The following is a 13,588-nucleotide window of genomic DNA, read 5'->3' as shown; positions in this document are numbered from 1 at the left end:
TGGGCGATTAGCCAACATCTTTTTTGATTCTTCAGTGCAATTAGCCAGCTAACGGAGGCGACCTGATAGGCAGCTCTACAATATTGGCTTTTCATCAAGCCTTGAAAGTTGAGCATGTCTGTACCCGACGAACTATCTAAAAACACCCTAGGTAGTTCTGAATCCATCATCATGGGTATTGCAGGAACTGCCCCCGCATTTAGTGTGGCGGTAACCACTGCAGCGATTGTTTCTTCGGTAGGCGAGCTTTCGGTTGGCAGCGTGCTATTTTGCGGGCTCATTATGTTTGGGATTGTCCTAGCCTTCATGAACCTAAGCAAAATTACTGCTAATGCGGGCGCTGCTTATGCATGGGTGGGCCACGTATTTGGACCCAATTGGGGATTTTTTACTGGTTGGGGTCTTTTGGTGGCTTCGGTATGCTTTATGGTGTCGGCAACGATTCCAGCCGCTAGCTCCACACTGTTATTAATTGCGCCAAGCTATGTTGAGAATACCCATGCCATTGCAGCTGTTGCAGCGATTTGGCTGACACTAATTACAATTCTGGTGGCTAGGGGAATCAAGCACTCCAGCTATGTACAAATTAGCTTCACAATCATTGAGGCAACTATTTTGATAGCCATTATTGTTGGCGCATTTATTCAATACTGGGATGCCCCGGTGCGCATACCAACGTTGCAGTGGATTTCGCCATTGTCATTCTCTCCAGGACTATTCGCGACAGGCGCTTTAATCGCAATTTTCTTCTTCTGGGGATGGGATGTCACGATGAACCTAAGTGAGGAGAGTAAATCGAGTCAGGGTCATGCATCTGGTGCGGCAAGTACCGGTGCCTTTTGGTCTGTGATCAACATGATTCTCTTTTTCTCGATCATGATGGTAGTTGTCCTGATTGTATTGACGGATGATGAGATTTCAAGTGCCAATACTAATGTCTTATTCGCAGTTGCAAGCAAGCTATTTCCGGAACCATGGAACTATCTTGCTGTCTTTTGTACGATTTTGAGTACAGTTGGAACAATCGAAACCCAAATTCTGCAATTTAGTCGGAGTTTATTCTCGATGTCTCGGGATGGCATGATGCATCCGTCCTATTCAAAAATTCATCCAAAGTGGCAAACGCCATGGATTGCAACCCTGGCAATCTGGGTTTTAGGACTTTTGCTGTTATTTACTTCATCGTATATGCCGACCGTGAAATCGATCCTCTCAAGCTCCATCATGGCGATTGGATTTCAAATTTGTTTCTATATGAGTCTTGCGGGTTTTGCATGTGCTTGGTACTACCGCTCTCAATTATCCAATGGGCCAAGTCATGCAATTGGCTATGTTATTTGGCCATTTCTATCAGCATTATTCATGGTCTTTATTGCGATCTACAGTGCCCAAACTTTTGATTTTCTGACTAATCTCATTGGCTTAGGTGGTCTTGCCCTTGGGTTTATCCCTTTATACCTAAACCGAATTCGTAATCATCGACGTTCGGTATCAAATTAAAGGGACTCCTCGGCAGTTTGATACCGAGAGTCCTAGCTTAAGTTCATTCGATCCCAACGCAATTTTTACTTCGATGCTATCGTTATCACTCTATTTATAAGAGTGATTTGTCATGAGTTATGAGCTCGTTTGGTTTAAGCGTGATCTACGTTGGGAAGATCATGCCGCCTTAGCGCATGCTGCAAAACGCGGACCGATACGCTGTGTTTACATCATTGAGCCAGTTCTCTGGCAGCAAGCCGATATAGCCTTGGGCCATTTTAGGTTTATTGCCGAGTCACTGAGGGACCTCGATGTAGAACTCCGAAAACATTGTGGTGGTCTTGAGGTATTTACTGGAGAGATTCTTGAGGTTCTAGACCGCTTGTGGCAATCCCAGCCTTTTGCTGCAATTCATTCGCACGAGGAGACCGGTAATCAATGGACATATGACCGCGATCGACGTGTGGCGCGTTGGTGCGCAGACCATCACATTCCGTGGCATGAGTATCCGCAGTTTGGAGTGGTGCGACGCCTAAAGAGTCGTAATGCCTGGCAGTCGGCTTGGGAGCGTCATATGGCTAGCCCGCCAGAAACAGTTCCAACACTTTTATTCTGGAGTGACTCCATTGCGCCGTTACCAGATATTCAACCTCCAGCACATCTTCAGCACGATCCACCCCAGCGTCAGCGAGGCGGGCGTAGTCTTGCGCTCAAGACCTTGGATGATTTTTTGACGCATCGCAGTCAAGGCTATCGGGGTGGCATCTCATCGCCTCTAACTTCTCCGCAAGCATGCTCCCGGATCTCGACCTATCTTGCCTATGGCTGCCTGAGTATGCGTGAGGTGGTGAGTCGCACCCGCGCACAAATTACTAAAGAGGGGATTTCGGCAAGGCAAAAGGCGGGTTTACGGGCATTTCTGAGCCGATTGTATTGGCACTGCCATTTTATTCAAAAGCTTGAGAGCGAACCCGAGATTGAGTGGCGTAATATGCATCGCGGCTACGACGGCTTGCGTGAGAATGACTTTCATCACGAGCGCTTTGAGGCATTGAAGGCAGCACGAACTGGTTGGCCCATGGTTGATGCATGTGTGGTGATGCTACGCGAGACCGGCTGGCTCAACTTTCGGATGCGTGCGATGCTGGTTTCGGTCGCTGCTTACCCCCTATGGTTGCATTGGCGCCCCGTAGGCGAATGGTTGGCTACCCAGTTTTTGGATTACGAACCGGGGATTCATTGGAGCCAATTGCAAATGCAATCGGGTACCACGGGTATCAATACCACCCGGGTCTATAACCCGATTAAGCAAGCCATGGATCATGATCCTACTGGCGAGTTTGTGCGTACCTGGTTACCAGCGATGCGCAAAGTGCCTGATACCTACCTCTTTGAGCCCTGGAACATGCCCCAAGCTTTGCAAAAGCAACTTGGCATTCGGGTGGGCTTTGAGATTCCGCTACCGATTGTGGATTTGGTAATTGCCACCAAAGAGGCTAAGTCCCGCCTCTATGAGCGGCGCCAGCAGGCCGAGGTCCGAATCGCCAAACAGGCAGTTCTAGAAAAGCACGGCTCTCGCAAAACGATGCATCGCACCAGGGCTAAGAGTTCTCCAACAAAGGCGCAACTGGGCTTTGACTTTTAATCAGTAGCTCGAAATAGCACGGCTATGAGTGAGGGTGATCGACACCCTGCATAAATAAGTGGATTTTGGTATGCTGAATTCATCTTTTTGAAAGCCACCCATGAAATCTATCCCAACCCTCACCACTGTATTGAGTAGCTTGTTGCTTGTAACGTCTAGCCCAACCATCGCCACGGTTAGCAGCGACCCGATTGCTAAAAATTGCATTAATCAGCAATTGCGTAATCATCAAAACGTCAAGAACAGAAGTCTTGAGGCCAGTGATTTTAGTAACTACTGTACCTGTGTGGCGCGGGTAGTCCGTAATTTAGCCAGTGACCAACAATTAAGTGAGCTTAATTCACTAACGAATCAATCTAAGCCGGAGTGGCTCAAGGTGATTGAGCGTAATGCTCAAAAACAGTGCATGGTGGATCCGAACGCTAAGTTGCAGTCAACCTAAAGTATCTCACTGTGGGCTGTTCAATCTATTGGTTTAGAGCAGACCTGCGTCTTCTTGATAACCCTCAATTTGTAAACGCCTGCCAACACTCAGAGAGTCTCTTACCGGTTTTTGTACTTCCCCTGCAAGAGCAAACACCATGGTGCTTTGAGCGAGCAAGTAAGCAACGCTCTGCATGGCTGCACCAGAATCTTCGTGACTTAAGAAACTCACTAGAAGAGAAGGGATCAACGCTACTTGTTCTCGAGGGTAAGCCAAGCCATGTCTTGCCAGCGCTTTACAAAGAGATTGGTGCCGATGCACTTTATTGCGAAGCGATTGCCGCCCCTGAAGAAGAGCAGGATGTTTTGGAATTACAAAGAGCAGGACTAAATATACACACCCAATGGCAATCGACGATGCTCGATCCTCAAACCCTGGGTATGGATATTGGTGAGCTACCGGATGTCTTCACTAACTTTCGACAGTGGGTTGAAAAGCGTCGCCTGAAGTTTGCCAAGCCACTGGCCATGCCTAAAGCAATTCCGCCACTTCCAACCAAGGTACCTCAGCAGGATCCGATTCAGGAGAGTGCCATCACACTCTTTGTGAATGGTGGTGAGTCCCATGCCCTTAGGCATCTCGAACAATACTGTGAGCGACGCTTGCCCGACAGTTATAAAAAGACCCGGAATGCCTTAAGTCAATTTGACGCATCGAGTAAGTTCTCACCCTGGTTAGCAGTCGGATCGATCTCCGCGCGCACCATTGCAAAGCGGATTCATCAATATGAAGAACAATACGGGGCTAATGGTGGCACTTATTGGCTTTGGTTTGAACTTCTCTGGCGTGACTACTTTCGCTTTCTGATGCTGAAATACGGTAAACGCTTGTTTAGACCTATGGGATTGAGCCAGCGAACACCCAACACCTTTAACCCCGAATCCTTTCATCAGTGGTCTACTGGTACTACCGGTATTGATCTCATCGATGCGGGTATGCGGGAGCTGGCTGCGACCGGTTTTCTATCGAATCGCATGCGCCAAATTGTGGCAAGTCACTGGGTCTATGCCATGAACGGCAACTGGCAAGCGGGCGCAGCTTGGTTTGAGTCCTGCCTAATTGACTATGATGTTTACAGTAATCAAGGTAACTGGTTGTATGTGGCGGGTCATGGCACTGATCCACGGGGCGGCAGAGCGTTTAATGTCGCCAAACAAATTGCGCAATATGATGCAGATGGTTCTTATCGAAAACGCTGGTTGAATTAAATGACTACTATTAAAAAACGGGTTGCTATCATCGGTGCGGGGATTGCTGGCCTATCATGCGCCCAAGAGCTAGAAGCCCATGGGTTTGCAGTCACACTCTTTGATAAGAGTAAAGGGGTAGGCGGTCGTATGAGCCATCGCTATTTTGGTGACTGGGAAGCCGACCACGGTGCCCAGTACTTTACAGCGCGTGATTCTCTATTCCAGAGTGAAGTCGCTCGCTGGGTAGAAGCCGAGGTTGCCAAACCATGGTCAGGTCGGATTGTGAGCTTGAATCATGGTAATGCCATCGATAAACCCTCGGATGCGACGCGCTATGTTGGTATTCCGGCGATGACCTCACCAGCCAAACACTTAGCACGGAATCTGAATGTGCTGACTCAAGATACGGTAGTGGATCTGCATCGGATTAATGATCTCTGGAAAATCACCACCAAAGAACATGGTCAGATCGCTGGGGCATTTGAGTATCTCGTGCTCGCGATTCCATCGGTGCAGGCCGAACGCATAATTGGTAAATACTCTGCCAACTTAAAAGCGATTTGCCAGGAAGTGGTGATGCTACCCTGTTGGACTCTCTTGGCCTATTTAAAAGAACCGCTCAATCTTCCTTTTGATGGAGCCTTTGTGGAGGGTAGTGTGTTCTCCTGGTTGGCGCGTGATAACTCCAAGCCTAATCGCCCTGTGTATGAGACCTGGGTAGCGCAAGCGAGTCATGCGTGGTCTAAAGCGCATGTGGATCAGACCCAGTTTGAGATCGAACCCATTTTGATTAAAGCATTTCAGGAGCTGACTGGGGTGGAGCCCGATTTACACCAAAGCCATTTATGGCGCTATGCCAAACTTGAGGAAGCCAATGCACGAGAGTTTGCCCTCGATGCATCGATTGCGGTGGGGTTGTGTGGCGATTGGTTGAAGAATTCTACCGTGGAGGGTGCTTGGTTGAGTGGCTATCGCCTGGCAGAGCAATTAAAGCAAATTGCTCTTGCTACCATGGAATGATTTCACCACTGTAGGACCGAAACGTTCCCGAGTCCTCGGTAGTAACTTTCAATAGAACGCCTAGGATTTCATTGGCGGCCTGCTGTGGGTCACGACCAATTTCTTCACCCCGAAAGGGTTTGGATAAATTGGAGTTCACGGTGCCCGGATGTATCGCAATTAATGCCGCTCTAGGCATGGTGCGTTTGAGCTCAATCGCAGCGGTCTTGATCAGCATATTGAGAGCCGCCTTCGAGGAGCGGTAGCTATACCAACCCCCTAAACGGTTATCGCTAATGCTGCCCACCTTGGCTGATAGGGTGGCATAAATACTGCCTGCAGGATTTAAAAGCTTTGTGAACTGGTTGATGGTGAGTGCTGGCCCAATTGCATTGACTAAAAACTGCTCTTGGAGTTGTGTGGCTCGGAGATCCGCTAAGCGCTTTTCGGGGGAGACGTTCTCATTGTGTAAAACCCCGATGGTATTAATAATCAGATCAAAGGACCGGTGGGCTGCCAGTACTTCGGCTGCTGTGGCGATCGTGCTTGGGTCAGCGTAATTGATGGATGGCACAGACCCACGATGGATCCCCATCACCTCAGCGCAGTTGGAGTGCATTTGGAGGGCCGATGCCAAGGCAGAGCCAATGGTTCCGGAGGAGCCAATCACAAGGGCCCGAAACGGTTTTTGGAGTAAGGACATTCGGCGACTGTACCTGATTTCGTAAATTCGTGTTTAATCCAAGACATGCATACACTTAATCCATCTGAGCTATCGCGCATTGTCGAAATGGCCTGGGAAGACCGTACACCCTTTGAAGCAATTCATGCTCAGTTCCAGTTAACTGAGCCCGAAGTTAAAGCGTTGATGCGTAGTGTTTTAAAGCCAAGCTCCTATCGCCTGTGGCGTGCGCGAGTTACAGGACGACAAACCAAGCATCAGCAATTGCGTGACCCCGATGTGCAGCGTGCGTACTGCCCAACCCAATACAAATACAAATAAATCGATGAACCCTAATCTCAGTCTTTATCTTGTTTCTGCCATGATTGGCATCATGGTGTTCTTCACCATCGCCGTGGCGCCAACGGTCTTTAAGGTCTTGCCGCAAGAATGGGCAAGCAAGTATGTGCGCAATTTCTTTCCAAAGTATTACGCCTTCCTAGGAGCGGTCTCGATCATTGCCTCCTTTTTGGCAACCGACACCTTGAGCATGGGATTGTTAGTGGGATGCGCAGCCTTATTCTTTATCTCCCTCTGGGTTCTCACTCCAGCGATCAACCGTGCTTCCGATCAAGGACACAAGAAAAAATTTGGGATCCTGCATGGCTTAAGCGTAGTGGTGAACTTTATCCAACTCGGGATCTTTATCTACATCGTTTGGTAATTATTACTAGAAGTTACCAAACACCGAGGCTAGTGCAATCACCACAGCGAGGGTTAGTAAAGGAAAGACAATCGTGACCATTGCAATATAACGGTAAGCTGCGCGATGGGTGAGTTGGCAGATGCCAAGTAAAGTAATCACAGCACCATTGTGGGGTAGGGTATCCATGCACCCTGATGCCATCACTGCAACCCGATGCAAGAGCTCGGGACTAATTCCGAGGGCAATCGCCTTTTGTAAATAGTCAGCACCGAGGGTTTGAAGAGCAATCGATAAGCCCCCCGACGCAGACCCCGTTATGCCGGCTAATACATTGACCGCAACCGCTTCACTAATCAGTGGATTGCCTGGAGCAATGCTTAAGACAAACTCCCGAATCAGAATAAAGCCCGTGAGGCTCGCGATGACCGAGCCATAGCCCACCTCTGAAGCGGTGTTCAGAATAGGTAGCATCGAACCGACTGCACCTTGGTTAATGGCTTCATTGGAGCGCTTGAGTTGACGTGCGCCTAGCGTTTGTATGCCATAGATCAGGGCAATACCTGCTGAGAGGGCAATAATGATGGCCCAAATTCCGATCTGTGAGGATAGGGCGGTAATCCCAAAGCGGTCTTGTAGCAAGAAAGTAGGTTGCCATTGGGGTAGGACCCATTTGGCCATTACCAAATTGGTTACGCTCATGACAACAATAGGAAGAATGGCGAGCGCAAATCCAATCGACTGGGGAGCTGGCTCATTCGTGTGAGCCGATGTCGCACGATCTGTTGCCCCAGAGTCTGAATTGGACATGAACCCCAAGGCCTGTTGCTGGCGACGCAGCCACCAATACCCCAAACCCAGCATCATGCAACTGGCCAGAATGCCAAGACCGGGGGCGGCGAAGGAGTCGGTCCCAAAAAATGGACTCGGAATTGAGTTCTGTACGGATGGGGTGCCTGGTAAGGCGGTCATGGTGAAGGTGAATGCACCTAGGGCAATGGCACCGGGTAGGAGGTTCATGGAGATCTGAGAACGCTCAAAGAGCGATTTGCCAATCGGATACATCATGAACGCCACCACAAAGAGGGATACCCCACCATAGGTCAGGATGGCGCAGGCCAGAACCACCGCGAGGAGGGCATGTTGAGTACCTAATTTCTGTGTGATGTGATTTGCAATCGCTAGGGCATAGCCAGAGGACTCCATTAGCTTTCCAAAAATAGAGCCGAGCAGAAACAATGGGAAGTACTGAATTAAATACCCACCCATCCCTTTCATGAACACTTGGGTGTAAACAGGCAGCAACTCTTCAAATTGACCACTCAGTAAAACGGCCAGCAGGGCCATCACGGGTGCCAAGATCAAAACACTCATGCCGCGGTACGCAAGCAGCATCAAGAGGCTTAAGGAGATGAGGATGGCGAGTAGATCCATAACGAGGAATAAGGATAGTGAAAGTAATGAGTGCTATTTTGATCTATATCAATAGACGCGTTTCCAATAAGGGCAAACTGATCATGGACTTTTAAAGGAGAAACGAATGTTTGCACACATACTCGTACCCGTTGTGGATGACATGGTAAATGCTAAAAATATGAAAACTGTTGCAACGCTCTTATCCGAAGCGGGTGCACGTGCCACGCTACTTTACATTTCTGATCCGCGGGCGCCGTATGTCTACACCACCAAGGTAGCTGATTACAAAAAAGCCGATGAGCGTCATGAGCAAGTCTGCGATGCACACGCCAAAGTGGTTTTAGAGAAAGCCGCCCGATTAATTGGGGGAGAAGTGAAGATTAAGACGCTACATGAGTACAGCACCGAAGTGTATGAAGGCATTCTTGAGGCAGCGAAGAAAGTGAAGGCCAATGCCATTCTGATGGCCTCGCATAAACGCACTGGCCTGAAAAAAGTGTTTATGGGTAGCGACACCTATGCAGTGATTGCAAACTCAAAATTACCCATCATCGTCATCTAAGCAAGTATTAGCCAAAGCCCTAGTGAACGATCTGGGGCTTTGGTACTGAGTTGATAATTCCCTTAGAAACAGTCAACCAATCGGTGTTCTGCAAGTTTGCAGAATTCCTGATAGCGTAGCCCTATTGTCATAAGGAGTACTACGCATGAAACGCATTTTTCTCTTCCTAATTACCAACATTGCCATCATGTTGGTGATCACGATCATCATCAATATCTTTGGCTTAGGCCAGGTCTTGGATGAGCAGGGTGTTGGCCTTGATCTAACCTCGTTACTGATGCTCGCTGGTGTAGTGGGCTTTACGGGATCGTTTATCTCGCTAGCTCTATCAAAAACCATGGCCAAGCATTCCACCGGCGCCTATGTGATTGAGCAGCCCCGTAATGAGCAAGAGCAGTGGCTGCTGAATACGGTGGCTCGGCAAGCCAAGGAAGCAGGCATTGGCATGCCCGAGGTGGCAATCTACGACTCAGCAGACATCAATGCCTTTGCAACCGGGATGATGCGTGACAGTTCCTTGGTGGCTGTCAGCACCGGCTTGTTACGTGGCATGACCCGCGATGAGGCTGAGGCGGTATTGGCCCACGAGGTGAGCCATGTGGCCAATGGCGATATGGTGACCTTGGCACTCATTCAAGGGGTCATCAACACCTTTGTCTTCTTCCTCTCGCGCGTGATCGGTCACATTATTGATCGGGCGGTCTTTAAGACCGAGCGTGGTCATGGTCCTGCCTACTGGATTACCACCATCATTGCCCAGTTGGTCTTAGGCATCTTGGCGAGTGCGATTGTGATGTGGTTTAGCCGTCAGCGGGAGTAGCGTGCTGATGCAGGCGCCGCCTATCTAGAAGGTAAGCAGAAGATGATTCGGGCACTGGAACGCCTGCAAAAGTCGGTCAATGAGCCTCATTTGCCCGAACAGTTAGAAGCCTTTGGTATTTCAGGCGGCATGGGCACAGGTCTTAAGCGTCTCTTCATGAGCCATCCGCCATTGGATGAGCGTATTGCCGCCTTGCGCAATATGGCCGATTAAATCCCGATGGTTGGCGGTTTACCGCCAACCATCACGCCTCATCAAAAGTAAGCAATTTCCCCAGAAAAAGGAGTGGTATTCAAATAGTCTGTACTCGTACTAAAATAGTACGCATACAGACTAATTGGAAATACTATGACTTACCTCCGTTTTATCCGTAGCCTCGCGAGTACCTATCAAGCCTTTGAGGCCTATTCGACGAAGCACATCAAGGGCATGGGTTTGACCATGACCCAATTTGATGTGATTGCTACATTGGGCAATCAACCGCCGATGACCTGCAAGGAATTGGGTGAAAAGACCTTGATTCTGAAAGGTACGATGACTGGTGTGCTCGAGCGCTTAGAGCAAAAAGGTCTGATCACAAAGATACCCAATGCTGAGGATGGCCGCAGTTACAAGATTGGCTTGACCAAAGCGGGCGAGCGCCTCTTTAAGAAAGCCTTCCCAGAGCATGTGCAGTATTTGGAGCAGGGCTTTGCCAAGTGCAGCATGAAGGAGCTCAATCAAACCATCGAAGCCTTAGACCGAATTCGTAGTCAGTTTATTTAATCCCAATCAACCCAAATCACCAGGAGAAACCATGTCAAATATTGCAGTCGTATTCCATAGTGGCTATGGCCATACCCAAAAGCAAGCTGAGGCGGTTGCCAAAGGCGCTAACGCAGCATTGATCGCCATTGATGCCGAGGGAAACATTACCGAAGCCCAATGGGAGATATTAAAGAACGCCAAAGCGATTATCTTTGGTTCGCCCACCTATATGGGCAGTGTGAGTTGGCAGTTCAAGAAGTTTGCCGATGCAAGCTCAAAGCCCTGGTTTGGTCAGCAGTGGAAAGACAAAATCTTTGGCGGCTTTACCAACTCAGCCACCATGAATGGTGACAAACACTCGACCTTACATTATTTCTTTACCTTAGCGATGCAGCACTCGGGTATCTGGGTCGGCACTGGCCTCATGCCATCAAATGCCAAGTCCGCTAAGCGCGATGATGTGAACTATGTCGGCTCTTTTGCGGGCGCTATGATGCAAACCCCATCGGATGCGAGTGCCGATGAGGTGAACTCCGGTGACCTCGAGACCGCGCGGCTGTATGGTGAGCGGATTGCAAAAATTGCTAGCCAGTTTCACGCATAAATCATGATGCAGATTCGTAAATCCCAGGAGCGGGGCTATGCCGATCATGGTTGGCTCAAGAGCTTTCACTCGTTCTCCTTTGCCAATTACTACGACCCTAAATTTATGGGGTGGGGTAATTTGCGTGTGATCAACGAGGACCGGATTGATCCTGGCACTGGCTTTGGTGAGCACAGCCATCGGGATATGGAAATCATTAGCTATGTTCTCTCAGGCGAGCTGGCTCACAAAGACAGCATGGGCAATGTCAAATCCATCCCGCCAGGGGATATCCAGCGGATGAGTGCTGGTACGGGTGTCACCCACAGCGAGTTCAACTATGCCAAGGATCAGACCACCCATTTTCTGCAAATCTGGATTCAACCGAAATTTACGGGGGTCAAACCAGGCTATGAGCAAAAAACGATTCCGGCGGAAGATAAAGATGGCAAATTACGCCTCTTAGCCTCCATCGATGGAGCAGAGGACTCGATCACCATCAACGCCGATGCCAAGCTCTATGCCGGTACTTTTGATGGTGATCAATCAGCAATCCTCAAACTGGATCCAAGTCGCAAAGGATATGTGCATCTCATCAAAGGCACCCTGACGGTGAATGGTCAGCGCTTAAGCGGTGGAGATGCTGCCATGATTGCTAACGAGACAGATATTGAGATTAGCCATGGGGAAGAGGCAGAGGTATTGGTATTCGATCTTGCGTGAATTACACTCAAGTATTAAAAGAATAAATTTGATTCTATGTCGCCAGGCTCATCCAAACTTGTTCGTCTATTCCTAGCTGGCCTATTAGCGGCATTTCCGCTTATTGCAACAGCTCTGCTAATTGCGTTTGTAGTGGGCATTGTGATTCGGTGGCTTGGACCATCGAGTGCGGTTGGTAGCGTAATGGCAAAGATGGGCTTAGGTATTGCTGGTCTGGAGTGGGTCGGCTACGTGGTTGGTTTGGCGATCGTGATCCTTGCTTTACTGATTCTTGGCTTATTGGTGGAGAAGGGGCTGCAGAAGGGATTTACAGCCATCATTAATGGCTTGGTTCGTAAGATACCCGTGGTACGAACTGTCTATGACACCATTCATAGCTTTGTGAGTTTGGTTGCCAAGCGGGATGACGAAGAGCTCAAAACGATGCGCCCCGTATGGGTACATTTTGGCGGGGCAGGCGGCGTATCCGCTCTAGCATTGCTCTCATCCCCCCAAGCCGTAATGGTGAAAGAGCAGGCCTGCTATGCAGTGATTGTGCCAACCGCACCAGTACCGATTGGAGGTGGCTTACTCTATGTACCAGTTGATTGGGTAAGCCCCGCCGAGATTGGTATGGAAGAACTCACCAGCATCTACGTGTCGATGGGTGTTACATCACCGCAGTTTATGAAGACCCATCAAGATCTTACAAAAGTAATTCCAAAGTAAGTATTTAATCTTTTAGCCTTTGTCACAAACCTGTCATATATTTCTATATAATTGGAAATATGAAAAATACCGACGCCATCCAAGTTCTTCTGGCCCTAGGGCAGGAGACCCGTCTCAATATCTTCCGTCTGATCGTGCAACGCGGCGATATTGGCCTGACCCCTAGTCAGTTGATTGAGAAGTTGGGGATTCCCAATGCAACCTTGAGCTTTCATCTGAAAGAACTTTTCAATGCGAAGTTATTGCTAGTGGAGCGTCAAAGCCGAAACCTCATTTATCGCCCAAATCCAAACTTAATTGAGGATTTAAGTGGCTTCTTATTAGATAACTGCTGCCAGGGCCAATCCTGCAGTACCCCTAAATCCAAGAAGAAGGTGGTGTGCGAATGAAACGTCTTCATGTCCACGTAGCAGTCAACAACATCCCAGAGAGCATCCCGTTTTATTCCAAGATGTTTGGTTGCGAACCCACTGTCATCAAAACCGATTACGCCAAATGGCAACTAGAGGATCCGAAAGTGAACTTTGCGATCTCAGCCCGCGGCGCCCCAGTTGGGATCAACCACTTAGGAATCCAAGTGGATGAAGCCAGTGAGTTAGGGGAAATGAAAACCCGCCTTGATCAAATTCAGGGGGAGGTAGTTGAGGAAATGGGTACCGCCTGTTGCTATGCGCAATCGGATAAGTACTGGGTCAATGATCCTGCCGGTATTCCGTGGGAGACCTTCCATACACTCGACTCCATTCCGGTCTTCAATCAATCTGAATCAACCAGCGCTGATGCCTGCTGTGTACCAGCCCCCATTGCTAGCGTATCGATCGCATCGATCACCAAAAAATCGTGTTGCTAATTTATTAACAGGACC

Annotated in this window: 16 protein-coding genes and 1 pseudogene; 15 read left to right on the top strand and 2 right to left on the bottom strand. The window is 48.9% G+C overall.

The features are described from left to right. Window positions 1–114 precede the first annotated feature (114 nt). The 5 genes from AOC32_RS05950 to AOC32_RS05930 all read left to right on the top strand — a co-directional run bounded on the left by AOC32_RS05950 (window position 115) and on the right by AOC32_RS05930 (window position 5,821). Window positions 115–1,500, top strand: coding sequence for an APC family permease (locus AOC32_RS05950; protein WP_108508593.1), 1,386 nt, complete (start codon window positions 115–117; stop codon window positions 1,498–1,500). A 112-nt stretch (window positions 1,501–1,612) separates the two neighbouring features. Continuing rightward, a complete protein-coding gene (locus tag AOC32_RS05945) occupies window positions 1,613–3,127 on the top strand; it encodes a cryptochrome/deoxyribodipyrimidine photo-lyase family protein (RefSeq protein ID WP_108508592.1) in 1,515 nt (504 codons plus the stop codon). Between the two features lie 100 nt (window positions 3,128–3,227). Continuing rightward, window positions 3,228–3,569, top strand: coding sequence for a hypothetical protein (locus tag AOC32_RS05940; protein ID WP_108508591.1), 342 nt, complete (start codon window positions 3,228–3,230; stop codon window positions 3,567–3,569). Between the two features lie 11 nt (window positions 3,570–3,580). After that, the gene (locus tag AOC32_RS05935; protein WP_108508590.1) at window positions 3,581–4,819 is read left to right on the top strand and encodes a DASH family cryptochrome; all 1,239 of its coding nucleotides are present in this window, start codon (window positions 3,581–3,583) and stop codon (window positions 4,817–4,819) included. Next, the gene (locus AOC32_RS05930) at window positions 4,820–5,821 is read left to right on the top strand and encodes an NAD(P)/FAD-dependent oxidoreductase (protein ID WP_108508589.1); all 1,002 of its coding nucleotides are present in this window, start codon (window positions 4,820–4,822) and stop codon (window positions 5,819–5,821) included. On the opposite strand, the gene AOC32_RS05925 is transcribed toward AOC32_RS05930, so the two are convergent. Beyond that, window positions 5,808–6,503: an SDR family oxidoreductase gene (locus tag AOC32_RS05925; protein ID WP_108508588.1), complete on the bottom strand. Its 696-nt coding sequence runs from the start codon at window positions 6,501–6,503 to the stop codon at window positions 5,808–5,810. The two genes, AOC32_RS05930 and AOC32_RS05925, sit on opposite strands and share 14 nt — an antisense overlap. Window positions 6,504–6,548: 45 nt before the next feature. Between AOC32_RS05925 and AOC32_RS05920 the strand changes: the two genes are divergently transcribed. Both AOC32_RS05920 and AOC32_RS05915 read left to right on the top strand, forming a co-directional pair. Continuing rightward, entirely contained in the window at window positions 6,549–6,803 is a 255-nt protein-coding gene (locus AOC32_RS05920) for a TIGR03643 family protein (RefSeq protein ID WP_108508587.1), read from the top strand. A gap of 4 nt (window positions 6,804–6,807) precedes the next feature. After that, entirely contained in the window at window positions 6,808–7,185 is a 378-nt protein-coding gene (locus AOC32_RS05915; RefSeq protein WP_108508586.1) for a DUF4149 domain-containing protein, read from the top strand. A 6-nt stretch (window positions 7,186–7,191) separates the two neighbouring features. Here the strand turns inward: AOC32_RS05915 and AOC32_RS05910 are convergent, their stop codons facing one another. After that, window positions 7,192–8,598 (bottom strand): GntP family permease, encoded by a 1,407-nt coding sequence (locus AOC32_RS05910; protein ID WP_108508585.1) that lies wholly within the window; start codon window positions 8,596–8,598, stop codon window positions 7,192–7,194. Window positions 8,599–8,704: 106 nt separating this feature from the next. Here AOC32_RS05910 and AOC32_RS05905 point away from each other — a divergent pair, with 106 nt between their 5' ends. From AOC32_RS05905 to AOC32_RS05870, 8 genes and pseudogenes are all read left to right on the top strand, one after another. Then, window positions 8,705–9,142: a universal stress protein gene (locus tag AOC32_RS05905; protein WP_108508584.1), complete on the top strand. Its 438-nt coding sequence runs from the start codon at window positions 8,705–8,707 to the stop codon at window positions 9,140–9,142. Between the two features lie 145 nt (window positions 9,143–9,287). Further along, window positions 9,288–10,175 (top strand): annotated as a pseudogene (gene htpX, locus AOC32_RS05900) (protease HtpX). 135 nt (window positions 10,176–10,310) lie between these two features. Beyond that, window positions 10,311–10,727 carry a MarR family winged helix-turn-helix transcriptional regulator gene (locus tag AOC32_RS05895; RefSeq protein ID WP_108508583.1) on the top strand — a complete coding sequence of 139 codons (417 nt, stop codon included), beginning with the start codon at window positions 10,311–10,313 and terminating at the stop codon, window positions 10,725–10,727. 31 nt (window positions 10,728–10,758) lie between these two features. After that, window positions 10,759–11,313 carry a flavodoxin family protein gene (locus tag AOC32_RS05890; RefSeq protein ID WP_108508582.1) on the top strand — a complete coding sequence of 185 codons (555 nt, stop codon included), beginning with the start codon at window positions 10,759–10,761 and terminating at the stop codon, window positions 11,311–11,313. Window positions 11,314–11,316: 3 nt separating this feature from the next. Then, a complete protein-coding gene (locus AOC32_RS05885) occupies window positions 11,317–12,015 on the top strand; it encodes a pirin family protein (RefSeq protein ID WP_108508581.1) in 699 nt (232 codons plus the stop codon). A gap of 36 nt (window positions 12,016–12,051) precedes the next feature. Next, complete coding sequence (locus AOC32_RS05880) at window positions 12,052–12,723, top strand: DUF502 domain-containing protein (protein ID WP_108508580.1); 672 nt, start codon at window positions 12,052–12,054, stop codon at window positions 12,721–12,723. Between the two features lie 59 nt (window positions 12,724–12,782). Beyond that, on the top strand, window positions 12,783–13,112 hold the full coding sequence (locus AOC32_RS05875; protein ID WP_108508579.1) for an ArsR/SmtB family transcription factor: 330 nt from the start codon (window positions 12,783–12,785) through the stop codon (window positions 13,110–13,112). Continuing rightward, a complete protein-coding gene (locus tag AOC32_RS05870) occupies window positions 13,109–13,573 on the top strand; it encodes an ArsI/CadI family heavy metal resistance metalloenzyme (RefSeq protein WP_108508578.1) in 465 nt (154 codons plus the stop codon). Before AOC32_RS05875 ends, AOC32_RS05870 begins: the two co-directional genes overlap by 4 nt. Window positions 13,574–13,588: the final 15 nt, after the last annotated feature.

It is taken from the genome of Polynucleobacter acidiphobus (assembly GCF_003065385.1).
GTDB classification, from domain to species: domain Bacteria; phylum Pseudomonadota; class Gammaproteobacteria; order Burkholderiales; family Burkholderiaceae; genus Polynucleobacter; species Polynucleobacter acidiphobus.
This window is presented reverse-complemented; position numbering and strand designations above follow the sequence as displayed.